This window comes from Amycolatopsis echigonensis (assembly GCF_002846615.1).
Lineage (GTDB): Bacteria > Actinomycetota > Actinomycetes > Mycobacteriales > Pseudonocardiaceae > Amycolatopsis > Amycolatopsis echigonensis.
In genome coordinates, this window is the sequence record NZ_PJMY01000003.1 from 885,372 (window position 1) to 907,759 (window position 22,388).

A 22,388-nucleotide genomic window follows, 5' to 3' on the forward strand; every position below is an offset into this window, starting at 1 on the left:
TTGTCGGTACGGTTGCCAAGCGACCGGTTCCGATATATCGTGAACGTGTCGCAACAGTTCGAGAAAGGAAACCAAGACCCATGAACCGACGACGACACCCCTTCCCCGGAGGACGCTCGTTCCCCGGCGGACATTACGAACACGGAGAGCACGAGCAGCACGGCCGGTCCTCCTTCGGCCCGTGGGGCCGGGAATTCGGCGAGTTCGCCTTCGGGCCCGGCGGTCGCGGACGACGCGGCCACGGTCCGGGCGGACGCCGCGGCTCGCGACGCGGCCGGCGCGGCGACGTGCGGGCGGCGATCCTGATTCTGCTCGCGGAACAGCCGCGGCACGGGTACGAGATCATCCGCGAGATCGGCGAGCGCAGCGGCGGGCTCTGGAAGCCCAGCCCCGGCTCGATCTACCCGACCCTGCAGATGCTGGCCGACGAAGGCTTGGTCGTGAGCCGCGACGAGAGCGGCAAGAAGCTCTTCGAGCTCACGGACGAGGGCCGCACCGCCGCCGAGCAGCAGACCGGCACGCCGCCGTGGGAGCACTTCACCGACGACGTCGAACCGGTCGAGCACGACCTGCGCAAGGCGGGCGCGACGCTCGCCGCGGCTGTCGTGCAGGTGATGCGCGCCGGCAGCGAGAACCAGCAGGCCCGCGCGGTGGCCGTGCTCAACGAAGCACGCCGGTCGATCTACTCGATCCTCGGCGAGGTCGAGGACGAAGAGTCCGGCGAGGCAGCCGAGTGACCGGGCAGGACGAGGCCGGTGGGCTTGTCGCGGCAATGCACGCGATAGCCCACCGGCAGCGTCACCTCGCCCGGCCCCGGGTTCAGCCGGCGCGTGTCGGCGATCGCCCGCTGCGCGACTTTCGCGCTGAACTCGATCTTCAACACTGATTCCGCCGCGGCGAAGTCCGCGAAGCGCCAACGCGTGCGTACGCGCCGACAGTTGAAGCCGTGCGCGGCGAAGAAGCGTTCCACCGCAGGCGGGTCGTAGTGCGGCAGATCTGCCCGCATCCACCCGCCGTACGGCTCACTGGTCACGTCGAGGTCGACGATCACGATCGATCCTCCGGGCCGCAGCACCCGTTCCGCTTCGCGCAATCCGGGTTCGCATCCGGGGCCGAAGAAATACGCGGTGCGCGCGTGCACGATGTCCACACTGGCGTCGTCCACCGGCAACCGCTGCGCTCGTCCCACGCGGACCCGCACGTTCTCCAGATCCCGCACCCGTCGCTCCGCGTCCCGCGCGAGCGGCGGGTGCGGTTCGATTCCGAGCACCGAACGCGCGTCCGCGGCGAAGTACGGCAGGTGGTATCCGTCACCGCAGCCGAGATCGAGCACGTCCCGTCCGGTCCAGTCGCACTCTTCGCGCAGTACGCGCCAGATCTCGCCGTCCACGTCCTGCGCCTGGTTCTCCACGGCGTAGACCTGCTGGTAGTACCAGATGTTCGGGCTGGGAACGACTTCTTCGGACGCCGCCGGCCCGCGGAACAACCAGCGCACGGCACTCCTCTCCGGTCCGGGGCGCCGACGGGCGCGGCGGCTTTCCCGCTCAGAGCGTAGAACCCCGCTCCGCCGCATAGACTTCTCCCTCGTCGGGGAGGAGACGCGCAATGTCGATCGGCTGGCCAGGCTCCCGCACGATCCCGGCAGGGCTCCCCTGCTGGGTCGAGGTGGCGTGCCACGACGAGGCTCGGGCACAAGAGTTCTACTCCCGCCTTTTCGGCTGGGAATACGAGATCCGGCGCGACCCCGCGTCGCCGACCGGCCGGTACTCCATCGCCTCGTGCGACGGGGTCGCCGCCGGTGGTCTATACCAAGCCGGGTCCCGCAGCGCGCCCGGCTGGACGCTGCAGCTCGCGGTGCCGCACACGGCGAGCGCGGCGGAGTGGGTGGAGCACCTCGGCGGCCAGGTGACGCTCGGGCCGGTCGCGATTCCCGACCGCGGCAGCATCCTGCACGCGATCGACGCGTGCGGCGCGCCCGTGGTGTTCTGGGAAGCCCCGCCGGACTGGCAGTTCGCGAGCGGCGCGCCCAACACGTTCAGCGGCGCGGACCTGAACACGCACGACGGCGTGGCCGCGGACCACTTCTACACCAAGCTGTTCAACTACTCGAGCCGTCAGGTCGGCGACGGCGAAAGCGTTGACTACGTCGAGTACTCCATTGAGCACACAGCGGTGCTGTACCGCTACGTGATGGGTCCCGAATACCGCCGGGACACGCCCCCGCACTGGCTCGTGTACTTCGAGATCGACCCCGCGCGAGGCGCGGACGCGGCGGCGGGCGAGGCGTTGATGCTGGGCGGTTCGGTCGTGATCGAGCCGTACGACACGCCGTTCGGCCGCACCGCGATCCTCGCCGATCCGGACGGCGCGGTGTTCGCGGTGATCGACCACTCGCTGGTGCTGGAAGACGTGGGCCGCGCCGAGGTCGACGACCCGTACGACGACTAGCGGCTCAGGCCGGGACGAAGGCCGACAGCAGCAGCCACGACACGACGGCCGAGGGCAGCAGCGAGTCGAGGCGGTCCATGATGCCGCCGTGGCCGGGCAGCAGCGTGCCCATGTCCTTGATGCCGAGGTCGCGTTTGATGAGCGATTCGACGAGGTCGCCGAGCGTCGCGGTGAGCACGATGGCCGCACCGAAAATCGCGCCCTGCCAGGCGTGGCCGTCCAGCATGAGGCTGATCGTGAGCACGCCCGCGGCGATGCCCGCGATCATCGAACCGGCGAAGCCCTCCCAGGACTTCTTCGGGCTGATCGTCGGCGCCATCGGGTGCTTGCCGCCGAGCACGCCGGCGATGTAGCCGCCGGTGTCGGAGGCGACCACGGCGATCAGGAACGTGAGCACGCGCCCGACGCCGTCGTGCGGCGGCACGAGCATGGCCGCGAACGCGCCGAACAACGGCAGGTACGCGGCGGCGAAAACGGAACCGCTGACGTCGCGCACGTAGCCCTTCGCACCGCCGGGCAATCGCCACAGCAGGCAGGCGAGCACGGTGAGCACGAACGCGGTGAGCGCGCCTTCCCGGCCGAACGGCCAGGCCAGCCAGATCATCGCCTGCCCGCCGACCAGCACCGGGATCAGCGCGACCTTGGTGTCCGCGACCCGACGCAGCACGCCGGAGAACTCGAAGGTGCCGACCGCGATCGCGGCGGCGATGACCCCGATGAAGAGGAACCGGACGGTGAGCAGGGAAACGATGATCGCGGCCCCGAGCAGCAGCCCGACGCCGATCGCGGCGGGAAGGTTGCGCCCGGCCCGGGACGCCTTCTTCTCCGGTCCGGCTTCCTCGCCGGAGCCGGGGTTGCCGCCGGACGCGGCTGGTTCGCCGTTCGCGGGAACGCCCGCGGCCGTCGCGCCGGTCCCGTTTTCCGCCTTCGCCGACGCGGCACCGGATTCCGCGCGCGCGTTCGTCGCGGATTCCGATTTCCGTTGCCCGGCAGGGGGTTCCGGAGCCGGTTCCAGCCGCGACACCGGGTCCGGCCCGGCGGCCGGGTCCGGTGGCGGGATGTCGCCCACCCGCTCGTCGCGTTCCTCGCTCACCTGGCTCATCAGACCTCGAGCAGCTCGGCTTCCTTGTGTTTCACCAGCTCGTCGACCTGGTGCACGTAGGTGTCGGTGAGGTTCTGCAGCTCCTTCTCGGCGCGCGCGACCTCGTCCTCGCCCGCTTCGCCGTCCTTGGCGATGCGGTCGAGTTCTTCCTTGGCCTTGCGGCGGATGCTGCGGATCGAGACGCGGGCGTCCTCGCCCTTGCCCTTCGCGACCTTCACCATCTCCTTGCGCCGCTCCTCGGTGAGCTGCGGGATGACGATGCGGATGACGTTGCCGTCGTTGCTCGGGTTGACGCCGAGGTCGGACTCGCGGATCGCCTTCTCGATGGCGTTCAGCTGCGTCTGGTCGTAAGGCTTGATCAACGCCATCCGGGCCTCCGGCACGTTGACGCTGGCCAGCTGGTTCAGCGGCGTCGGCGCACCGTAGTACTCGACGACGATGCGGGAGAACATCGACGGGTGGGCCCGCCCGGTGCGCACCGACGTGAGGTCTTCCTTCGCGACGGACACCGCTTTTTCCATCTTCTCCTCGGCGTCGAGGAGGGTCTCGTCGATCACGGCTACTCCCGGTGTTGTGTTGTCGGACCTGAGCTTGATCCCAGCAGGTCTAGGCGGACGCCTCGTCGGCGGGGGTCGAGACCAGCGTGCCGATCCTCTCACCGCCCACCGCGCGGGCGATGTTGCCCTCGGTGAGCAGGTTGAACACGATGATCGGCATTTTGTTGTCCATGCAGAGGCTGAACGCGGTGGCGTCGGCGACCTTGAGGCCGCGCTCGAGCACCTCGCGGTGGCTGATCTCGTGGAACATCTTCGCGTCCGGGTCGGTCTTCGGGTCCGCGGTGTAGACGCCGTCCACGGCCTTGGCCATCAGCACGGCTTCGCAGCCGAGTTCGAGCGCGCGCTGCGCGGCCGCGGTGTCGGTGGAGAAGTAGGGCATGCCGACGCCGGCGCCGAAGATCACGACGCGGCCCTTCTCGAGGTGCCGTTCCGCGCGGCGCGGGATGTAGGGCTCGGCGACCTGGCCCATCGTGATCGCGGTCTGCACGCGGGTCGGAAGGCCTTCCTTTTCGAGAAAGTCCTGCAGCGCGAGGCAGTTCATCACGGTGCCGAGCATCGCCATGTAGTCGGCGCGGTCGCGGTCCATGCCGCGCTGGGACAGCTCCGCGCCGCGGAAATAGTTGCCGCCGCCGATCACCACCGCGATCTGCACCCCGGTGCGCGCGACGTCGGCGATCTGCTGGGCGACGGAGTGCACGACGTCGGGGTCGACACCCACCGCGCCGCCGCCGAACATCTCGCCGCCCAGTTTCAGCAGCACCCGGCGGTACCCGCCCTCGACCCGGTCCTCACCCATGTCTGTCGCCTCCTGCCCCTCGGTAGACCCGACTGTGCCCCGTCCCCGACGCGCGGAGACGGGGCACAGTGCCAGAACCTAGTCCCAGTGCCTCGCTCAGGCCTGGCCGACCTCGAACCGGGCGAACCGGGTCAGGGTCACGCCGGCCTCGTCGAGCAGGGCCTTGACGGTCTTCTTGTTGTCCTTGACCGACGGCTGCTCGAGCAGCACGTTGTCCTTGTAGTACGCGTTGACCTTGCCCTCGATGATCTTCGGCAGCGCCTGCTCGGGCTTGCCTTCCTCGCGGGCGGTCTGCTCGGCGATGCGGCGCTCGTTCTCGATGATCTCGGCCGGCACCTCCTCGCGGGTCAGGTACTTCGCGCGCAGCGCGGCGACCTGCATCGCGGCGCCGCGGGCGGCGTCGACGTCGTCGCCGGTGAACTCGACCAGCACGCCGACGGCCGGCGGGAGGTCGGAGCCGCGGCGGTGCAGGTAGATCGCGGTCTGGCCCTCGAACGACACCACGCGGCGCAGCTCGAGCTTCTCGCCGATGCGGGCCGAGAGCTCCTGCACGACCTCGTTGACCGGCTTGCCGTCCAGGTCAGCGGCCTTCAGCGCCTCGACGTCGCTGCTCTTCAGCGTCTTCGCGGTCTCGACGATCTTCGCCGCGAGCTGCTGGAACTCGTCGTTCTTGGCGACGAAGTCGGTCTCCGAGTCGAGCTCGATCATGACGCCGCCGTCGCCGGCGACCAGGCCCTCGGCGGTGGCGCGCTCAGCGCGCTTGCCGACGTCCTTGGCACCCTTGATGCGCAGGAACTCGACAGCCTTCTCGAAGTCGCCGTCGTTCTCCTCGAGGGCCTTCTTGCAGTCCATCATGCCCGCGCCGGTCATCTCGCGCAGGCGCTTCACGTCAGCGGCGGTGTAGTTCGCCATCGTGTTGAATCCGTCCGTTTCAGGTACGTGTGCGGTGAGCGCCGTCCGGGCGGCCCTGCGCGGACCGCCCGGACGGGGTGGATCAGGAGTTGGCCGGAGCCTGCTCGCCGGTCGCTTCCGCGGTCTCGGTCGCGGCGGTCTCGGCGGTCTCGGTCGCCGCGGCGGCCTCGGTCGCGTCGGCGGCGGCGGTCTCCGAGCCCGCGAGGAGCTCCTTCTCCCACTCGGCCAGCGGCTCGTCCGAAGCACCGGTCTCCGGCTTCGCGTCGGCCGAGGCGCCGTTGCGGCCGGAACGGGCCATCAGCCCGGCCGCGGCGGCCTCGGCGACGACCTTGGTCAGCAGCGCGGCGGAACGGATCGCGTCGTCGTTGCCCGGGATCGGGTAGTCGACCTCGTCCGGGTCGCAGTTGGTGTCGAGGATCGCGACGACCGGGATGTTGAGCTTGCGAGCCTCGCCGACGGCGATGTGCTCCTTCTTGGTGTCGACGATCCACACCGCGGACGGCACCTTGGCCATGTCGCGGATGCCGCCCAGGGTCTTCTCGAGCTTGTCCTTCTCGCGGGTCAGCGTGAGGATCTCGCGCTTGGTCAGCCCGGTGAAACCGCCGGTCTGCTCCTGGGCCTCGAGCTCCTTCAGGCGGAGAAGGCGCTTGTGGACGGTCTGGAAGTTGGTCAGCATGCCGCCGAGCCAGCGCTGGTTCACGTAGGGCATGCCCACGCGCGCGGCCTCGTTGGCGATCGCTTCCTGAGCCTGCTTCTTCGTGCCGACGAACATGATGGTGCCGCCGTGCGCGACGGTTTCCTTGATGAACTCGTACGCACGGTCGATGTAGGTCAGCGTCTGCTGCAGGTCGATGATGTAGATGCCGTTGCGCTCGGTGAAGATGTAGCGCTTCATCTTCGGGTTCCACCGACGGGTCTGGTGCCCGAAGTGCACGCCGCTGTCGAGCAGCTGCTTCATGGTGACGACGGCCATTGCCGGAATCACACCTTCTCTGTACTCGCGCGCTCCCGCTGTCGGTCTTCGATCCGCCGGCGGAGGCGCTGTTCCGGTTAGTCGCCCGCGACCGGGAGGCCACGAGCCCTGGTGCCGCAGCCGATGCCCGGACCCGCGGGTTCGGCAGTGCGAAACCCCAGGGACCGCCGGACACCGTGCGCCCTCCGTCCGGGTTCCCGCCGAAGCGGCCCGTCCGAGGACGCGCGCATGTGCACGCGAAGTCAGCCCAGCGAGTGGACTGCGGAATTGATTCTACCCCCTGCCACCAGGCCCGTCCCTGCGGGCGGCCTTCGCCCTCCCCGGGGTTGTCCACAACTGTGCCGGCCTGTGGACAACTAGCGCTGAACAGCGAGTTCCGGTCGGCCGGTGGCTGAGGATGGGGACATGACCACGACCCGATCTTTTCCCGCTGACTCTGCTGCGGCCGCTGGCCCCGCTGGCCCCGCTGCCCCCGCGGCTCCCGGTGCCCCTGCTGCCACGGTTGCCACTGCTACCGCTGTTGCCCGCCCCGCCGACTCGCCCGCGGCTTCCCTGCCGCCCTCGTCGACACCGAGCACGGCCCGCTCAACGCCCTCCCCCGTTCCTCGCCCGGACAGAGAGGCGAGCAGCCGATCCGATCCGCCGTCGCATTCGCCCGCGCCTGATCTGCTGTCGCTCAGCCAGCCCCGCCTGAATCCGCCACCGCTCAATCCGCCCACGCTCAATCCGCGCAGCCTCAATCCGACGCCGACGATCGCGTCGCCGTCGGCGAAGACGACTTTGTCGTCGATGTCGGCGTCGCCGACGGCGGAGTCACCGTCGATTTCGACGTTGGCGGAGTCGACATCCGCACCGAGGTCGACGCCGTCGGCGGCGGCGATGTCGGCGGCGCTGTCGGCGGAGTCGCTGTCGGCGGAGTCGCTGTCGGCATCCGCATCCACGTCGCCGTTGCCGTCGGCGCAGTCATCGTCAATGTCGGCGATGTCGAAGTCCGCGGCGTCGGCGAAGTCGGCGAAGTCGGCGAAGTCGGCGAAGTCGGCGAAGTCGGCGAAGTCGGCGTCGGCGGAGTCGGCGAAGTCGGCGTCGGCGGAGTCGGCGGAGTCGGCGGAGTCGGCGGAGTCGGCGGAGTCGGCGTTGCCATGGTCGGCGTCCGCATCGCCGTCGCTGGAAACACCTCACCCGGTGGTCCTGGCTACCGGCGCCCTGCTCGCTCAGCACCCATCCGCGGCCACCGCCCTCCTGAGCCCTGGCGACACCACCCCACCCGCTGTCTCAGCGCGCTCGCTCCCTCGGGGCGGCCGTCACCGCAAACCACCCGCTAGACCGCGTAGAATCCGCACGGCACTCCTCCGCGCCTGGACCCGCGCGACCTCCGCGGCGAGCACCGCCACCCGCTACGCCCTCTTCGCCTCCCGCAGGCTCGTCCGCCCATCCCACCGACCGGCAACGAACCTGCTGCCGAGGATCCGAATCTCCCTCCCCTGCGATTTCAGCTGGGGCCACCCCCCACTGCGCCTAGCCGGACCAAGCGGCGAGCTCCCGCTTTTCAGCTCGCCCAACCGAAAAAGCACCACCCGAACGTGGCTGATCCTGGCGACGGTATTGACCCTGTCCGCAGGCTCAGCCGCCCTGTTCACCTCCCGAGCCGACGCCGCCCCGATCCAGCCGACTCCGGAAGAGCCCGGCCGCCTGGCCTGGCCCTTGACGCCCCGTCCACACGTCACCCGCAACTTCGAACCACCCACGACCCCGTTCGGCCCAGGCCACCGAGGCGTAGACCTGGAAGCTGCGGCCGGACAACAGGTACTGGCCGCGGACATGGGCGTAGTGGTCTTCGCCGGCCAAGTAGCAGGCCAAGGAGTAGTTGCCCTGGACCACGACGGCGGCCTCCACACGACCTACCTCCCCATCGCCCCGACAGTCGCCCCCGGAGACCAGATCTATCGCGGCCAGCCGCTGGGAACCGCAACGCCAGGCCACCCCGGCTGCCCAACCGCCGCCTGCCTGCACTGGGGAGCCCGCCGCGGCACGGAATACATCGATCCGCTCGCCCTGGTCGGTACCCCCAGCCGAGTACGCCTCAAGCCGTGGGCAGAAGGCCCCTGACACCGCGGCAATAACGGCTGCGTCCCTCGCCCCTCGGCGCAGTCGCCTCAGTCAGCACGGTCGCCGCAACCGCCGCAACCGCGGCAATCGGTGCAGTCGGCAGGATCGCCTCACTCACCGCAGGCGGCACGGTCGGCGCAGCCGCCCGGAAGTCAGTTGCTGGGTTGCTCCATCAGCTTGGCGCGCAGCCGCATCACCGCGCGGGTGTGCAGCTGGCTCACCCGTGATTCCGTGACGCCGAGGACTTTGCCGATTTCCGCCAGGGTCAGGCTTTCGAAGTAGTAAAGGCTGACGACGATCTTGTCCCGGTCGGTGAGCTGGGCGATGGCTTCGGCGAGCTGGCGGCGGTTGTCCTGGTCCACCAGGACGGCCACCGGGTCGACGGCGCCGTCGTCAGGGAGAGTGTCGACCAGCGAGCCAGCGTCTTTGCCTGCCGCGACAAGGTCTTCCAGGGCCACCACGCTGGTGAGGCGGAGCTGGCCGTAGAAGTCGCGGAGGTCGTCGAGGCTGATGCCCATTTCGCCGGCTAGTTCGGCGTCGGTCGGGGTTCGGTGCAGGCGGGCGCCGAGGCGTTCCAGGGCGCGGGCGGTTTCCTTCGCCTTGCTGCGCACCGCGCGCGGGACCCAGTCCTGGGAGCGCAGGTCATCGAGGATGGCGCCCCGGATGCGTTGCATCGCGTACGTCTCGAAGCGCAGGCCGCGTTCCGGGTCGAATTTCTCGATCGCGTCGACGAGCCCGAAGATGCCCGACTGCACGAGGTCGCCGACGTCTACGTGCGTCGGCAGACCGGTGCCGACCCGGCCCGCGACGTACTTCACCAGCGGTGCGTAGTGCAGCACCAGCCGGTCGCGCGACGTCTGGTCCGGTTTGTCGGCGAACTGCTGCCACAGCGCCTGAATCCCCGCGTCGACATCCTGACCAGGACGACCGTCCCCGTTGGCGGCGTCCTGCACGCCGGGGCGTGCCGCCCCGGCTTCCGTGACCTGCGATGTGGAAGTCATTGCACGGTCGTTCTCGGCGTGCTGATCAGTGTGGTCTCCGTGCTCGTGCGGATGCGCGTGCGCCGGCGGCTCGGCCCTGCCGTCCCCGGCCGAGCCGCTGCCGGCCTCTTCAGGCCCGCGGGTGTGCTCGGTCATGGATCGCCTTCAGCCGATCGACGGTCACATGAGTGTAGAGCTGGGTCGTGGCCAGCGTAGCGTGACCAAGCAGTTCCTGAACGCTCCTGAGATCCGCACCTCCTTCGAGGAGATGTGTCGCGGCGGAATGCCTTAGTCCGTGCGGCCCCATGTCCGTTGCGCCCGGCACCGCGGCCACCGCCTCGTGCACGACGCGCCGTGCCGCGCGCGGGTCCAAGCGCTTGCCGCGAACGCCCAGGAAAAGCGCCGTCAGCGGCGTTTCCCCAGCCAGCGCAGGCCGTCCGTCCTCCAGCCACGCGGTCAGCGCCTCGGCCGCCGGGACGCCGAACGGGACTGTCCGCTCTTTGTCTCCCTTGCCCACCACCGAAACCACGCGACGGGAAAAGTCCACGCTGCCGACGTCCAGTCCGCACAACTCCGACACCCGAATGCCAGTCGCGTACAGCAATTCGACCAATGCGCGGTCACGCAGAGCAACCGGATCCCGTTCGGCTGCCCCTTTCGCGGAGGCGTCCATGAGCGCGTCGGCCTGCTCGGCCCGGAGCACGCCGGGCAGGGTCCGGTGCGTGCGCGGCGCGGCCAGCCGACCGCCGGGGTCCGACTTCAGCAAACCGGTGCGGTGTGCCCAAGCCGTGAAGGTGCGCGCGGCCGCAGCGCGGCGCGCGAGGGTGGTGCGCCCAGCGCCGTCCGAGCGCTGCCTCGCGAGCCACGCGCGCAGCTGCGTGACGTCCAAGTCCTCAAAGCGCCGCGCGAGACGGTCGTCCTCCCCCACGGTCAGGAATGCCAACAGCGAAACGACGTCGCCGACGTACGCGCGCACGGTGTGCGGCGACAGCCCACGCTCCAGCGACAGATGCCGTTCGTAATCGGCCACTACCGACTCGGCGGACTCCGGCAACTCTGCGCGTAGAGCACGAAGATCGGGGCGTGGCGGGTGTTTCCGGTGTCCACCGGGACGCGGAACCGCGTCCTTGCGTGCACTCGCTGACGGCATGGCGATTACGCTGCGCGAACCATCGCCATTGGTCAAGCATCGCCACGCCCATCATCGGTTGGCCGTTCGGACGATCTGCCGCCAGCCGGTCTCGCCGCGCACCGCGAAGCCGTCGACCTCCAGTGCGGGCAACAAGGCGCGAACTCGGGAAACGGGCACGCCAGCGCTTTCCGCGACCTCCTCCGGAGCCCGGCCGGCCCGTGGAAGCAGCGCGTCGTAAACCCTCGACGCCTCCGGTCCGAGATTGTCCGTGGGCCGCCGGCTCGACTCGGCCGCGGGAGCCGCCGTGCCGAACCGGCCCACGGTTTCGAGCACCTCGTCGACTGAGGTGACCAACGTGGCCTTGCAGTCCCGGATCAGCGCGTGGCAACCGGCTGAACTGCCCGAATGCACTGATCCCGGCAACGCCATGACAACCTTGCCGAGCGCACCCGCGATGGTGGCGGTGTTGCGCGCACCACTGCGGATTCCGGCCTCCACAACGACTGTGCCATCGGTAAGACCTGCGATAAGGCGGTTGCGCACCAGAAATCGATGACGCGCGGGCGGCGTCTTTGGCGCGTACTCACTGACGAGAGCGCCGCCCTCCGCGACGATGCGGTCCAACAGGTCTCTGTTTCCCGCGGGGTAGGCATAGTCGACGGCACAGCCGAGCAGCGCGACCGTGACGCCTCCACCATTGAGCGCGCCGCGGTGAGCGGCGGCGTCGATGCCTAGGGCCGCACCGGAGAAGACCGGTATTTGTCGGGTTGCCAAGGCGTGACCGAACTCGATGGCGTTGTGCACGCCGTAGTCCGTGGCCAACCGAGCGCCGACGACTGCTACCGCACGGTCGGCGACTTCGGCCAGGCTTGCGTCGCCGCGCACCCAGAGTCCGAGCGGCGCGGCGACGTGCTTAACACCGTTTCCGGCTGCTACCGCCAGCGATAGCAACGGCCACGCGGGCCATTCGTGGTCTTCGGGAACCACTAGCCGGGCACCTGATTTGGCGGCCTCCTCGAGATCTTGTTCCGCGATCGTGGATTCCCGCCGCGCAGCCGTTTCACGAAGGACCGGCTCGGGACAGTCCCCGGCCCGGACCCGCTCGGCTGCCGCGACCGGGCCGTGTTCGCCGACGAACTCCAGCAAATGCGGCGCCGGTGGTTCAGCGACGCCCAGCAGATACGCGCGAGCGAGCCTCTCGGAGTCGGTCGCCGCAGTCTGATCTTCGACGGCGATGCTCACGCCGCACCTCTTCGACCACCAGGATTCTCGGAGCGGACCACTGCGAGATGCCGGTGCAACGCCAACTGTTCTCGAACCCGGACCGGGTCATGTTCGGGCCGGACTTCCCGCCGCCGGACCGGGTGCAGATGCCGGACGATCTTGTGCTGCGGCGTCTTCGGCCTGCGGTGCCGGGTGCGCGGGGACGAGGGCGGGATGGCTCGGTTGGACATGGGGCTTTCCTTTCGGTGAAGGTCCGGCGGCGGGTTTGCCTGGCCGGGTTGGGACATCTGGTCGGGACGTTGGTCAGTGGGGCCGGGTTGGTCCCGAGGCGTTCGCCGCAGCCAGCACGGACGATTCGGTGCTGTCCGGGATGGGGACATCTAGTCGAGCCGCTGGCGCGCACAGACCGGGTTGGTTTCGGTCATTCGCCGCAGGTGGATTCGGTCTGGCCGGGTTGGGACATCTGATCGGGACTTGGGTGAGCGGGATCGGGTTGAGTTCGGCGCGTTCGCCGCGGCCAGCACGGGGGCGTTCGGCTCTGTCCGGGGTCGGGACGTCTGGTTGAGCCACTGGCGCGCGGAGACCGGGTGGATTTCGGGCGTTCGCCACCGCCAACGCGGCCTCGTGGCCGGACGTGCCCGCCGACCAGCTGTGCGCGCAGGAGGCGAAGACCCCGGCGGAGTTTGCACAAGGGTTCGGGCGAGCGGGAGGCGTCGAGAGCGGGACTGGGCGTTGGGTTCGGCGGGCGGGATGACCTCCAGGCGCTAGCCGGTTTTGCGTTCTCGGAAGTCCAGGGCTGCGGTGACGTGGTCGGTGTCGGGTTGGGGAAGGGCGGCCAGGTCGGCCAGGGTCCAGGCGATGCGCAGGCATCGGTCGGCTCCTCGTGCGGTCAGGAGGCCTCGGTTCAGGGCGCGGTCCAGGACTGCGGTCGCGGGCGGCGGCAAGGCGAAGTCACGGCGAAGGACGGGGCCTGGCACTTCGGTGTTCGACTGCCAGCCGTGTTCGTGCCAGCGGTGTTTGGCGCGGTCTCGGGCGGCTAGGACTCGGGCTCGGACGGCTGAGGAGGGTTCGGGGGTGGTGGATTGATGGGCGGAGATCGCGGTCAGGGGGCGTAGACGGACGCGAAGGTCTACTCGGTCCAGGAGGGGGCCAGAGAGCCGCGAGAGGTAGCGGCGGCGGGTGGTTACTGAGCAGGTGCAGTCGGTTTCCCGGGGAGGGGCGCAGGGGCAGGGGTTGGTGGCCAGGACTAGCTGGAACTGGGCGGGATAGCGGACGACGCCTTTGGCCCGGGCGATGCGGACTTCGCCTTCTTCTAGGACGGTGCGGAGCGAGTCGAGGCGTTGGTTGCCGAATTCGCAGGCCTCGTCTAGGAAAAGGACGCCTCGGTGGGCTCGGCTGATGGCACCGGGAGCGGCCAGACCCGTGCCGCCGCCGATGAGGGCTGGCGGGCTGATCGAGTGGTGCGGCGCGACGAATGGCGGGACCGTCACCAGGGGAGACGACTTCGACAGGGAGCCGTCTACGGAGTGGATGGCGGTTACCTCCAGGGATTCGTCCGGGGAGAGGTCCGGCAACAGACCGGGGAGACGTCTGGCGAGCATGCTTTTGCCGACGCCGGGCGGGCCGGTGAGCAGGAGATGGTGGCCTCCTGCCGCGGCGACTTCCAGGGCCCAGCGGGCTTCCGGTTGACCTACTACGTCGGCTAGGTCGGGGACTGCCGCAGGCGCGACAGCTGTGGGAGCGGCGGGAGGTTCCAGGTCGCCTTCGTCTTTCAGCCAGGCGATGAGTTCGGCCAGGCGCGTGACGCCGGAGACTTCCAGGCCGTCTACGAGGGCGGCCTCAACTAAGGATTCAGTCGGTACTACGGCGCGTTCGTGACCGGCGGCTTTGGCGGCCAGCAGGCCGGGGAGGACACCGCGCACGGGGCGGATTCGGCCGTCCAGCGCGAGTTCGCCTAGCAGGATGGTGTGCAGGAGTTTCCGGCCTGGGACGGCGCCGATGGCGGCTAGGACCGCGGCCGCGATGCCCAGGTCGTAGCCGGAGCCCATTTTGGGCAGGTTGGCGGGCGACAGGGCTAGCGTGATTTTGCCGTCCGGCCAGGACTGGCCGGAATTGCGGACTGCGGAGCGGACTCGGTCTTTCGCCTCGCGGAGGCCGGCGTCAGGCAGGCCGACCAGGGTCACTCGGCTGAGGCCGCCGCCTAGGTCAGCTTCGATTTCCACTACGCGGCCTTCGATGCCGAGCAACGCGACGGACCAGGTTTTGGCGTGCGGCATCAGAAAGCCCCCACCAGATGCCGCACGACGGGCTCTTCGCCGTTTGGCGCGTAGACGGTCACGACGTCGTAGCGGATGCGGCACCAGCCGACTCGATGTTCCTTGAGCCAGCGCATGGCGGCTCGGTGGACGCGGTCGATCTTTTCCGGAGTGACCGACTCGGCCGGGGTGCCGTATTCGGTGCTGGAGCGGGTTTTGACCTCGCAGAAGATCACCCGGTCGCCTTCGGACAGGACCAGGTCGAGTTCACCCTCGCGGCAGTGCCAGTTCCGGCTGAGCAGGACCATGCCGGCGGCCTGCAGATGCCGGGCGGCGAGGTCCTCGCCCCAGCGGCCGAACGTCCGGCGCCAGTGCGTGCCGGGGTGCGGGCCGTCGTTCATGGTGGTCCCCCTCGAACAGCGTGAGCACCGCCGATCACGGTGCGTGTACTTTCACGATCGCAACGTGATCAGCGCCCGCGCCAGGGGGATTCCGCGCAGCTGTGGATAACCCGGGGGTTGTGGATCGCGGCTGGTCTCAAAGGACAGGAAGCGACGGAATTGTCGGTGCGGTGTGCGGGCCGGCCGGAGAACGACGAAGGCCACCGGGCAGTGCCGGGTGGCCTTCGTGGCGAAAGAGCGGGTCAGCCCGAGAACGGACCGTCTTCCGGGAGCCGCAGATCGGGTTTGTCCAGTTCTTCGACGTTGACGTCCTTGAAGGTGATGACCCGGACGTGCTTGACGAACCGGGCGGGGCGGTACATGTCCCACACCCAGGCGTCCGACATGCGCACCTCGAAGTACACCTCGCCACCGCCGTCGCGGACCTGCACGTCCACCGCGTTGGCCAGGTAGAACCGCCGCTCGGTCTCCACCACGTACGAGAACTGGCCCACTATGTCGCGATACTCGCGGTACAGCGAGAGCTCCATCTCGGTCTCGTACTTCTCGAGATCCTCTGCGCTCATGAAATCCGCGCCCCTCCTCGCGTTCGTCCTGCTCCGGCGGCGGAGCGTTCATTCTTACCCACCGAGCGGTCCGGGGCACGGACCGGCCCGCCCGCATTTTCCAGGGCATTCTCCAGTGCAGCGTAGGTGAGCACGACCGGATGCGGGGCAGTGACTCCGTGTGCGAGGGCGATAGTGGCGACATTCGTGTAGGACCAGCGGTGCGCCGGGCTCGGGCCGTGCTCACTCAGCGCAGCCAAATGGTCCGCGGTGCTGTAGCCCTTGTGCACGTCGAACCCATAGGCCGGCAACTCTTCGTGCAGGCCGGCCATGATCCGGTCCCTCGTCACCTTCGCCAGGACGGACGCCGCCGCGATGCTCGCGACACTGCGGTCCCCCTTGATCACCGCGACGTTCGGCGCGGGAATGCCGGGAATCGGGAAACCGTCGGTGAGGACGTACCCGGGATGGGTGCGCAGACCGGCGACGGCGCGGCGCATGCCTTCCAGGTTCATCACCCGGATGCCGAGCAAGTCCACCTGCTCGGAGGGGATGACGATCACCGAGTAGTCGAGGGCGCGTTGCAGCACCCGGTCGTAAACCCGTTCCCGGGCCTTCGCGGTGAGCATCTTCGAATCGGTCAGCTCGGGCAGTCGCGCGCCGTCGCCGGGACGGAGCACGCACGAAGCCACCACGAGCGGACCCGCACAGGCTCCGGCACCGGCCTCGTCCACACCGGCGACCGGGCCGAGGCCGCGGCGTTCGAGTGCGCCTTGCAGACCCCAGAACAGCTCGCCGCGCACCACAGCGCGCGGCGGGCGGAGCGGTTCTGCCGGAATACGGGGAGGAGGGAGAGTCACCGAAACACCACCCGGGAGTCGCGGACGACGGAACGCACTGCTTACCGTGTCCGGCCGGCCGCCTTGCGGAGGCCAGCCTTCACGCGGCGTCCGACGAAGAGCGTGGGCACCGCGGTGGCGAAGCCGATGCCGAGCGGCAGCCCTTCCTGCCAGGCGGGCGCGCCGAGCGCGACCGGCTGGGCGTTCTGCTGCGGATTGTGGTCCGAGATCCCGCCCCAGCGGCTCGGCGGCAGCACGATGATGCGGGCCTTGCCGATGACGTGGTCCACGGGCACCGCACCGTTGGGACCGCCGCCGCCCTGATACCGCGAATCGGCGGAGTTGTTGCGGTTGTCGCCCATCACCCAGACGGTGCCCTGCGGGACCTTCACCGGGGCGAACGACTCCTGAACGGGGTGGTTCGGGTCTTCCCAGTGGATGTAGGGCTCGTCGAGGGATTTGCCGTCGACGATCACCCGGTTGCGGTTGTCGCAGCACTGGACGGTCTGGCCGCCGGTGGCGATGACGCGTTTGACGAAGTCCCGCTCGTCCGGCGGCGCGAAGCCGACCAGCGAGCCGATGCCGCGCAGCGCTCGGACGACGATGTTGCTCGACTCCTGCGGCGCGATCTCGTTCTCGGTCCACGCGGGCGGACCCTTGAACACGATCACATCCCCCGGGGAGGGGTCGGTGAAGTCGTAAGTGACGCGGTCGACCAGGATCCGGTCGCCGGTGCAGCCGGGGCAGCCGTGCAGCGTGGACTCCATGGATCCCGAAGGGATCATGTAGACCTTGGCGAGGAACGCCTGGATCAGGATCGTGAGCACCAGCGCGATCACGATCAGGATCGGCAGTTCCTTCCAGAACGACCGCTTTTTCGAGGACTTGCCTCGCCGGTGCGACCCCCGACGCCCGCCGGACCGTTCCTGGTCCTCCTCCGGGCGTTCGGGGCCGTCCTCATCGGCGTTCCGCGACACAGGTTCGACCACGTCGCCAGGCTACCGGTAGCCGACTCGTCACTCAGGAGGCGGAGGTGGTCTCGCGGTTCTCGCGGCGCTCCTTGATCTTGGCCTTCTTGCCGCGCAGCTCGCGCAGGTAGTACAGCTTCGCCCGGCGGACGTCGCCGCGCTTGAAGACCTCGACCTGCGACAGGTTCGGCGAGTGCACCGGGAAGGTGCGCTCGACGCCGACGCCGAACGAAACCTTGCGCACGGTGAAGGTCTCCCGGATGCCGCCGCCCTGACGGCGGATCACGACGCCCTGGAAGACCTGGTTGCGCTCGCGGTTGCCCTCGATGACGCGGACGTGCACCTTGAGCGTGTCGCCGGGGCGGAAGTCCGGGATGTCGGAACGCAGTGACTGCGCGTCCAGCGCGTCCAGGGTGTTCATCGGTGGTCCGTCCTCGTATTCGTGTGGCTTACGTACAGCTTGAGCGCGCAGTGGAGTTCACTGCGACTAGCCCGGGGCTGATGGCATTCACGGTTGGCCTCGCGGTCCTTTACTCCGGCCACTGGCCCTAGTAAAAACTCGCACGTCACGCCAACTGATTCATTATGGCAGAGGCCCCCGGAGACCTCGCACGGGGCCTATCCGGGCTGGTCGTCCAGCCCTTCGAGCACCTCGCGGTCCCGTTTGTCCAGGCTGCCCTCCGGCAGCTGGGCCAGCAGGTCCGGCCGCCGCCGCGCGGTGCGCTCGAGCGCCTGGTCGCGCCGCCAGCGGTCGATCAGCGCGTGGTTGCCCGAGCGCAGCACGTCCGGCACCGCCAGGTCGCGCCACACCTCCGGGCGGGTGTAGCTGGGGCCTTCGAGCAGGCCGTCGGAGAACGAGTCCTCGGCCGCCGACCGCGCGTTGCCGAGCACGCCCGGCAGCAGCCGGACCACGGCCTCGACGATCACCAGCACCGCTGCCTCGCCGCCGACCAGCACGTAGTCGCCGATCGAGACCTCGTCGACCGGCATCCGGCGGGCGGCGTCGTCGACGACCCGCTGGTCGATGCCCTCGTAGCGGCCGCAGGCGAACACCAGGTGCTTTTCCTCCGCGTACGCGTGTGCCAACTCCTGGGTGAACGGCTTTCCCGCGGGGGTCGGGACCACGAGCCGGGTCTCCTCGCCGCACACGTCGTCCAGGGCCGGGCCCCAGATCTGCGGCTTCATGACCATGCCGGGACCGCCGCCGTACGGCGCGTCGTCGACCGCGCGGTGCACGTCGTGGGTCCAGTCGCGCAGGTCGTGCACACCGACCTCGATCAGGCCGCGGTCGATCGCCCGGCCCAGCAGCGCGGCGCGCAGCGGGTCGAGGTACTCGGGGAAAATGGTGACGACGTCGATGCGCAAGCGGTTACCAGTTCCAGTACTCGGTGGCCTCGGCGTGCCACGGGCTCGGGACGTCCTGGTCGATCGCGAAGGCCATGCCGAGCCCCTTCGCGATCTTGATGCTGCGGTGCAGGGTCTCCCGCATCGGCGACCCGGCGGGCAGCCCGTTGTCGTCCGACCACGTCTCGGTCTGCGTAATGCAGGTTCGCGCACCGAAACGGGCGTTCGAGCACGGAGCGGGCGCGCCCCACGTCTGCAGGTGTTCGAAGTGGACGACCTTGCCCGAGCTCTGCCTGGTGATCGTGCCGCGCGCGACGAGCCGGTAGTCGGTGGACGGCACGGTCCAGCGCACGTAGTGCTGGCGGCCGCCGTCGGACGGGATCGCCGTGCATTGGGCCCCGTCGCATGCGGACTCTTCGGTGACCCGCTGCGAGTAGTAGGTGCCGTTGCCGTCCCAGCCGTCGAGCAGCACCCAGTCGCCCGAGCGGACGAAGTGCTCAGCGGTCGCCGGCGGCCACGTGACCGGGTCACCCCAGGTGATCTGCGATTCGGTGGCCGACTGCGGCGACCACGCCCACTGGAACGCCTTCTCCCCCGGCGGGGCGTACTGGCCAGCGCTGCGCTGGAACATCAGCGAAAAATCGCCGTACACCGGCGAAGCGGCCTGCGCGGGCGGCGCGGCGAAAGCGGTGGCCAGAACAGCCGCGAAGCCGGCCTTCATCCAGAACTTCACGAGCTCCCCCTCACTCGGCGTCGAGGAGGCCCTCGGGCGGATCGAGCACGACCCGGCCCCCCGCGACGTCCACCACCGGGACGATGGCGCGGACGAACGGTACCAACACCGAGCGCCCGTCGTGATCGAGTTCGAGCAGTTCCCCGGCCGGCGAGTGGACCACCTCGACGACCTTGCCCACGACGGTCCCGTCGAGCAGTTCGGCGCGCAGGCCGGCCAGCTCGTGGTCGTAGAACTCGTCCGGGTCGCCGGTGGGCGGCAGCGCGTCGGTGTCCGCCAGCAGCAGGGCGCCGCGCAGGGTTTCCGCGACGTCGCGCGTGAGCACTTCCTCGAAACGCACCAGCAGCCGCCCGCTATGTTCGCGGGCGGCTGCGATGGTGAGTTCTCTCGTGCTGCCGTCGCGCAGCTTCGTCGTGACGACCGCACCGATCGCGAACCGCTCCTGCGGCGAATCCGTGCGCACGTCGACCGCGAGCTCGCCGCGGATGCCGTGCGCCTTCGCGATACGGCCGACTACGACGTCCATACCTGACCGTTTCCGAGAATCCGGATCAGCGATCGGTGTCGACGACGTCCACCCGGACGCCGCGGCCGCCGATGCCGCCCATCACGGTGCGCAGAGCGGTCGCGGTGCGCCCGCCCCGGCCGATCACCTTGCCGAGATCGTCGGGGTGGACGTGCACCTCGAGCGTGCGGCCACGACGCGTGGTCAGCAGCTCGACCCGGACCTCGTCCGGGTTGTCGACGATCCCGCGCACCAGGTGCTCGAGGGAGTCGGCGAGGAAGCTCACTCGGACTTCTCGCCCTCAGCAGCTTCGGCCTTCTCGGCCTCGGCCTTCTTCGGGGCCGACTTCTTCTTCGGCGTGACGGCCTCGGTGGAGGGCTCCTCGCCGGCCGCGGCCAGGGCCGCGTTGAACAGGTCCTGCTTGGACGGCTTCGGCTCGGCCACCTTCAGGGTGCCCTCGGCGCCCGGCAGGCCCTTGAACTTCTGCCAGTCGCCGGTGATCTCGAGGATGCGCTGGACCGGCTCGGTCGGCTGCGCGCCGACGCCCAGCCAGTACTGCGCCCGCTCGGTGTCGACCTCGATGAAGCTCGGCTCTTCCTTCGGGTGGTACTTGCCGATCGTCTCGATGGCCTTGCCGTCCCGGCGGGTGCGCGCGTCGGCGATGATGATGCGGTAGTACGGCGCACGGATCTTGCCGAGGCGCTGCAGCTTGATCTTGACGGCCACGGGTGTGGGTACTCCTCAGTGCTGTGTGGTGCAGGGCGCGCGCGGAGCCCGTGGGGACAGGCTCGCGGTGCCCGGAGGTCAGGAGCTTCCACACGGCGAGAGGGTCCGGCGGAAGCGGGCAAGCAAACATTCTGCCAGATGCGTCGTTGTGCCTGCGCAGGGGCTCCCGCGCAGGCCCCGCCGGGCCTCAGAACGACGCGAGGCCGAGCGCGCCGAGCAGGATCGCGACCGCGGGCAGGAAGTTGTTGACCGCGTGCGCGACGATGCTGCCGGCCAGCCGTCCGGTGGACAGCCGGGCCAGCCCGATCGGGATCGAGATCACCAGCAGCAGCGTGGTGCGCAGCGGTTCCAGGTGGCTGGCCGCGAAGACCGCGGTGGACAGCAGGAACGCGGCGATCCGGCCCCAGCGCTCGCTGCGCCATTGCAGCCGCTCGACCGCTCCCCAGAGCAGGCCGCGGTAGATGATCTCCTCGCAGATCGGCCCGAGCAGCCACAGGTAGCCGAACATCACCGCGGCGGCGGGCACGGACATCTTGCGGTCGTCGACCAGCGCGCTGATCGCCGACGTCGCGTCCGCCGTGCCGACCAGCTGGGTCCACACGTAGGCGCTCAGCGAGGTGAGCACGAGGCCGAGCATGCCGAATTTGAGGCCGGTCCAGACGTCCGCCCAGCGCCATTCGAGCCGCAGGTCGAGCTTCGGCCCGTTGCCGCGGACGACGGTGATCAGCACCGCGACGCCGGCGGCGATCATGGTGGGCAGCATCGTGCCGAGCAGCACCGTGCTGATCGGCAGCGGCCTGCCCGGAGCCGTCGGCCCGGACAGTGCGCCGATGAACGCGGCCGACGCCAGCAGCACCGCCTCGACCAGCAGGAACGCCCCGAATCCCCAGCGATGCGCCGGGAACGCGGTCGGTTCGGCCACGAAGTCCTCCGGGGAGAGCGCGCGAGAGAGGGGTTCACCGGGCTGTGATGTGGTCACGCCCGCCTCCCCGTGCTCGCTCTGCTCACCGGTCGAGCCTAGCGGCCGAAATGATTTCGCACAGTACTCGGCTGGTCACCGGCTTCCGCATCGCCCGCCTGCCCTCAGTGCCCGGTGAAGAGGAGGACGGCGGGCGGCAGGTTGTTGGCCGCGTGCGCGAGCACGCTCGCCGACGTCCGGCCCGAATACTGCCGCGCCAGCCCGAGGACCAGACCCTGGCCGAACAGCGCGATCGTGCGCGTGGTCTCGCCGTGCAGCAGCGCGAACATCAACGAGGTGAGGACGAGCACCACCCACGGCGGGATCTTGTAGTGCAGCAGGGCGTTCCACAGCACCCCGCGCAGAAGCAGTTCCTCGGTGAGCGGGACGGCGATCACCAGCACCAGTGCGGTCGTGACGAGCCAGAGCGTGCTGCCGCCGGACACGTCGGGCAGGTCGGTGAGCGGGCTGTCGGACACCTCGTCGCCGCCGAAGACGGCGATTTCGGCGGCGTTCAGCACGAAGCCGACGACGAGCGCGAGCAACCCGCAGGCGAGACCGATCCGGAGGTCGCGGCCCCGGACGCGGAGCCCGAAGTCGCGTTCGAGGCCGGAGCCGTACCGCAGCGAGGCGATCGCCGGGCCGAGGCCGAGCACCAGGTTCGGCAGGAAAGCCAGCAGCAGCAACGGTCCCGCGTACGCCTCGACCGGGTCGTCGTCGCCGACGTGCCGGTTGAACGCGGCCGAGGTGAGGAGGGTGACGAGGTAGTAGCCGGCTACGCCGAAGAAGAACGCGGCGAAGGCCCAATGGGCACCCAGAATTCGCTTTCCCCCACGGTCTTCGGCCACGGGTTCACGCTATGTGCCTGTGCTGTGGCACATCGA

The 22,388-nt window shown here is 69.5% G+C and carries 27 protein-coding genes; 3 read left to right on the plus strand and 24 right to left on the minus strand.

Annotated elements, in window-relative coordinates; translation table 11 throughout:
* Positions 1-80: 80 nt before the first annotated feature.
* Positions 81-737, plus strand: a complete 657-nt coding sequence (locus ATK30_RS08635) for a PadR family transcriptional regulator (RefSeq protein ID WP_244194559.1) — start codon at positions 81-83, stop codon at positions 735-737.
* On the opposite strand, the gene ATK30_RS08640 is transcribed toward ATK30_RS08635, so the two are convergent.
* Entirely contained in the window at positions 683-1,495 is an 813-nt protein-coding gene (locus tag ATK30_RS08640; RefSeq protein ID WP_244194560.1) for a class I SAM-dependent methyltransferase, read from the minus strand. The two genes, ATK30_RS08635 and ATK30_RS08640, sit on opposite strands and share 55 nt — an antisense overlap.
* A gap of 110 nt (positions 1,496-1,605) precedes the next feature.
* On the opposite strand from ATK30_RS08640, the gene ATK30_RS08645 reads away from it, so the two are divergent.
* Positions 1,606-2,448 (plus strand): VOC family protein, encoded by an 843-nt coding sequence (locus tag ATK30_RS08645; RefSeq protein ID WP_101435127.1) that lies wholly within the window; start codon positions 1,606-1,608, stop codon positions 2,446-2,448.
* 4 nt (positions 2,449-2,452) lie between these two features.
* Here ATK30_RS08645 and ATK30_RS08650 read toward each other — a convergent pair whose 3' ends face one another.
* From ATK30_RS08650 to ATK30_RS08675, 6 genes are all read right to left on the minus strand, one after another.
* A complete protein-coding gene (locus tag ATK30_RS08650; RefSeq protein WP_101435128.1) occupies positions 2,453-3,550 on the minus strand; it encodes a phosphatidate cytidylyltransferase in 1,098 nt (365 codons plus the stop codon).
* A complete protein-coding gene (gene frr, locus ATK30_RS08655) occupies positions 3,550-4,107 on the minus strand; it encodes a ribosome recycling factor (RefSeq protein WP_009074501.1) in 558 nt (185 codons plus the stop codon). Before frr ends, ATK30_RS08650 begins: the two co-directional genes overlap by 1 nt.
* Positions 4,108-4,156: 49 nt before the next feature.
* Positions 4,157-4,903, minus strand: coding sequence for a UMP kinase (pyrH, locus tag ATK30_RS08660; protein ID WP_101435129.1), 747 nt, complete (start codon positions 4,901-4,903; stop codon positions 4,157-4,159).
* Between the two features lie 96 nt (positions 4,904-4,999).
* On the minus strand, positions 5,000-5,815 hold the full coding sequence (gene tsf / locus ATK30_RS08665; protein ID WP_101435130.1) for a translation elongation factor Ts: 816 nt from the start codon (positions 5,813-5,815) through the stop codon (positions 5,000-5,002).
* An 82-nt stretch (positions 5,816-5,897) separates the two neighbouring features.
* Entirely contained in the window at positions 5,898-6,788 is an 891-nt protein-coding gene (gene rpsB / locus ATK30_RS08670) for a 30S ribosomal protein S2 (protein ID WP_101435131.1), read from the minus strand.
* A gap of 356 nt (positions 6,789-7,144) precedes the next feature.
* A complete protein-coding gene (locus ATK30_RS08675; RefSeq protein WP_101435132.1) occupies positions 7,145-7,729 on the minus strand; it encodes a hypothetical protein in 585 nt (194 codons plus the stop codon).
* Between the two features lie 649 nt (positions 7,730-8,378).
* Between ATK30_RS08675 and ATK30_RS46075 the strand changes: the two genes are divergently transcribed.
* Complete coding sequence (locus ATK30_RS46075) at positions 8,379-8,894, plus strand: murein hydrolase activator EnvC family protein (protein ID WP_376772297.1); 516 nt, start codon at positions 8,379-8,381, stop codon at positions 8,892-8,894.
* Positions 8,895-9,046: 152 nt separating this feature from the next.
* Here ATK30_RS46075 and ATK30_RS08685 read toward each other — a convergent pair whose 3' ends face one another.
* From ATK30_RS08685 to ATK30_RS08760, 17 genes are all read right to left on the minus strand, one after another.
* The gene (locus ATK30_RS08685; protein ID WP_183127709.1) at positions 9,047-10,030 is read right to left on the minus strand and encodes a FliA/WhiG family RNA polymerase sigma factor; all 984 of its coding nucleotides are present in this window, start codon (positions 10,028-10,030) and stop codon (positions 9,047-9,049) included.
* Positions 10,005-11,024 carry a tyrosine recombinase XerC gene (locus ATK30_RS08690; protein WP_376772295.1) on the minus strand — a complete coding sequence of 340 codons (1,020 nt, stop codon included), beginning with the start codon at positions 11,022-11,024 and terminating at the stop codon, positions 10,005-10,007. The genes ATK30_RS08685 and ATK30_RS08690 overlap by 26 nt, the downstream gene beginning before the upstream one ends.
* Positions 11,025-11,075: 51 nt before the next feature.
* Entirely contained in the window at positions 11,076-12,248 is a 1,173-nt protein-coding gene (gene dprA, locus ATK30_RS08695) for a DNA-processing protein DprA (RefSeq protein ID WP_101435134.1), read from the minus strand.
* Positions 12,245-12,460 carry a hypothetical protein gene (locus tag ATK30_RS44645; protein WP_143271361.1) on the minus strand — a complete coding sequence of 72 codons (216 nt, stop codon included), beginning with the start codon at positions 12,458-12,460 and terminating at the stop codon, positions 12,245-12,247. The genes dprA and ATK30_RS44645 overlap by 4 nt, the downstream gene beginning before the upstream one ends.
* Before the next feature lie 534 nt (positions 12,461-12,994).
* Complete coding sequence (locus tag ATK30_RS08700; RefSeq protein WP_101435135.1) at positions 12,995-14,506, minus strand: YifB family Mg chelatase-like AAA ATPase; 1,512 nt, start codon at positions 14,504-14,506, stop codon at positions 12,995-12,997.
* The gene (locus tag ATK30_RS08705) at positions 14,506-14,886 is read right to left on the minus strand and encodes a YraN family protein (RefSeq protein ID WP_101435136.1); all 381 of its coding nucleotides are present in this window, start codon (positions 14,884-14,886) and stop codon (positions 14,506-14,508) included. Before ATK30_RS08705 ends, ATK30_RS08700 begins: the two co-directional genes overlap by 1 nt.
* Positions 14,887-15,128: 242 nt before the next feature.
* Positions 15,129-15,452, minus strand: a complete 324-nt coding sequence (locus ATK30_RS08710) for a DUF2469 domain-containing protein (RefSeq protein ID WP_003096226.1) — start codon at positions 15,450-15,452, stop codon at positions 15,129-15,131.
* Entirely contained in the window at positions 15,449-16,237 is a 789-nt protein-coding gene (locus ATK30_RS08715; protein WP_101435137.1) for a ribonuclease HII, read from the minus strand. The genes ATK30_RS08710 and ATK30_RS08715 overlap by 4 nt, the downstream gene beginning before the upstream one ends.
* 95 nt (positions 16,238-16,332) lie before the next feature.
* Positions 16,333-17,259 (minus strand): signal peptidase I, encoded by a 927-nt coding sequence (lepB, locus tag ATK30_RS08720; protein WP_101435138.1) that lies wholly within the window; start codon positions 17,257-17,259, stop codon positions 16,333-16,335.
* Positions 17,260-17,290: 31 nt separating this feature from the next.
* The gene (rplS, locus tag ATK30_RS08725; RefSeq protein ID WP_037366629.1) at positions 17,291-17,659 is read right to left on the minus strand and encodes a 50S ribosomal protein L19; all 369 of its coding nucleotides are present in this window, start codon (positions 17,657-17,659) and stop codon (positions 17,291-17,293) included.
* A 197-nt stretch (positions 17,660-17,856) separates the two neighbouring features.
* Positions 17,857-18,603 (minus strand): tRNA (guanosine(37)-N1)-methyltransferase TrmD, encoded by a 747-nt coding sequence (gene trmD / locus ATK30_RS08730; protein ID WP_101435139.1) that lies wholly within the window; start codon positions 18,601-18,603, stop codon positions 17,857-17,859.
* A gap of 4 nt (positions 18,604-18,607) precedes the next feature.
* Positions 18,608-19,315 carry a hypothetical protein gene (locus ATK30_RS08735; protein WP_244194561.1) on the minus strand — a complete coding sequence of 236 codons (708 nt, stop codon included), beginning with the start codon at positions 19,313-19,315 and terminating at the stop codon, positions 18,608-18,610.
* 10 nt (positions 19,316-19,325) lie between these two features.
* Positions 19,326-19,841 (minus strand): ribosome maturation factor RimM, encoded by a 516-nt coding sequence (gene rimM, locus ATK30_RS08740; RefSeq protein ID WP_101435140.1) that lies wholly within the window; start codon positions 19,839-19,841, stop codon positions 19,326-19,328.
* A gap of 25 nt (positions 19,842-19,866) precedes the next feature.
* Positions 19,867-20,106, minus strand: coding sequence for an RNA-binding protein (locus tag ATK30_RS08745; protein ID WP_003103110.1), 240 nt, complete (start codon positions 20,104-20,106; stop codon positions 19,867-19,869).
* Positions 20,103-20,546 carry a 30S ribosomal protein S16 gene (gene rpsP, locus ATK30_RS08750; protein WP_009074451.1) on the minus strand — a complete coding sequence of 148 codons (444 nt, stop codon included), beginning with the start codon at positions 20,544-20,546 and terminating at the stop codon, positions 20,103-20,105. Before rpsP ends, ATK30_RS08745 begins: the two co-directional genes overlap by 4 nt.
* A 187-nt stretch (positions 20,547-20,733) precedes the next feature.
* Entirely contained in the window at positions 20,734-21,525 is a 792-nt protein-coding gene (locus ATK30_RS08755) for a CPBP family intramembrane glutamic endopeptidase (RefSeq protein ID WP_167441863.1), read from the minus strand.
* A gap of 104 nt (positions 21,526-21,629) precedes the next feature.
* Positions 21,630-22,352: a CPBP family intramembrane glutamic endopeptidase gene (locus ATK30_RS08760; protein WP_101435142.1), complete on the minus strand. Its 723-nt coding sequence runs from the start codon at positions 22,350-22,352 to the stop codon at positions 21,630-21,632.
* Positions 22,353-22,388 lie beyond the last annotated feature (36 nt).

Bases quoted from the DNA above. Each gene is read 5' to 3' on its own strand.
- pyrH (WP_101435129.1), bottom strand. From the start codon at position 4,903: ATGGGTGAGGACCGGGTCGAGGGCGGGTACCGCCGGGTGCTGCTGAAA.
- ATK30_RS08645 (WP_101435127.1), top strand. From the start codon at position 1,606: ATGTCGATCGGCTGGCCAGGCTCCCGCACGATCCCGGCAGGGCTCCCC.
- ATK30_RS08685 (WP_183127709.1), bottom strand. From the start codon at position 10,030: ATGACCGAGCACACCCGCGGGCCTGAAGAGGCCGGCAGCGGCTCGGCC.
- ATK30_RS08635 (WP_244194559.1), top strand. From the start codon at position 81: ATGAACCGACGACGACACCCCTTCCCCGGAGGACGCTCGTTCCCCGGC.
- ATK30_RS08710 (WP_003096226.1), bottom strand. From the start codon at position 15,452: ATGAGCGCAGAGGATCTCGAGAAGTACGAGACCGAGATGGAGCTCTCG.
- ATK30_RS08705 (WP_101435136.1), bottom strand. From the start codon at position 14,886: ATGAACGACGGCCCGCACCCCGGCACGCACTGGCGCCGGACGTTCGGC.
- ATK30_RS44645 (WP_143271361.1), bottom strand. From the start codon at position 12,460: ATGTCCAACCGAGCCATCCCGCCCTCGTCCCCGCGCACCCGGCACCGC.
- ATK30_RS08650 (WP_101435128.1), bottom strand. From the start codon at position 3,550: ATGAGCCAGGTGAGCGAGGAACGCGACGAGCGGGTGGGCGACATCCCG.
- rpsB (WP_101435131.1), bottom strand. From the start codon at position 6,788: ATGGCCGTCGTCACCATGAAGCAGCTGCTCGACAGCGGCGTGCACTTC.
- ATK30_RS08700 (WP_101435135.1), bottom strand. From the start codon at position 14,506: ATGCCGCACGCCAAAACCTGGTCCGTCGCGTTGCTCGGCATCGAAGGC.
- rimM (WP_101435140.1), bottom strand. From the start codon at position 19,841: ATGGACGTCGTAGTCGGCCGTATCGCGAAGGCGCACGGCATCCGCGGC.
- rplS (WP_037366629.1), bottom strand. From the start codon at position 17,659: ATGAACACCCTGGACGCGCTGGACGCGCAGTCACTGCGTTCCGACATC.
- ATK30_RS08690 (WP_376772295.1), bottom strand. From the start codon at position 11,024: ATGCCGTCAGCGAGTGCACGCAAGGACGCGGTTCCGCGTCCCGGTGGA.
- tsf (WP_101435130.1), bottom strand. From the start codon at position 5,815: ATGGCGAACTACACCGCCGCTGACGTGAAGCGCCTGCGCGAGATGACC.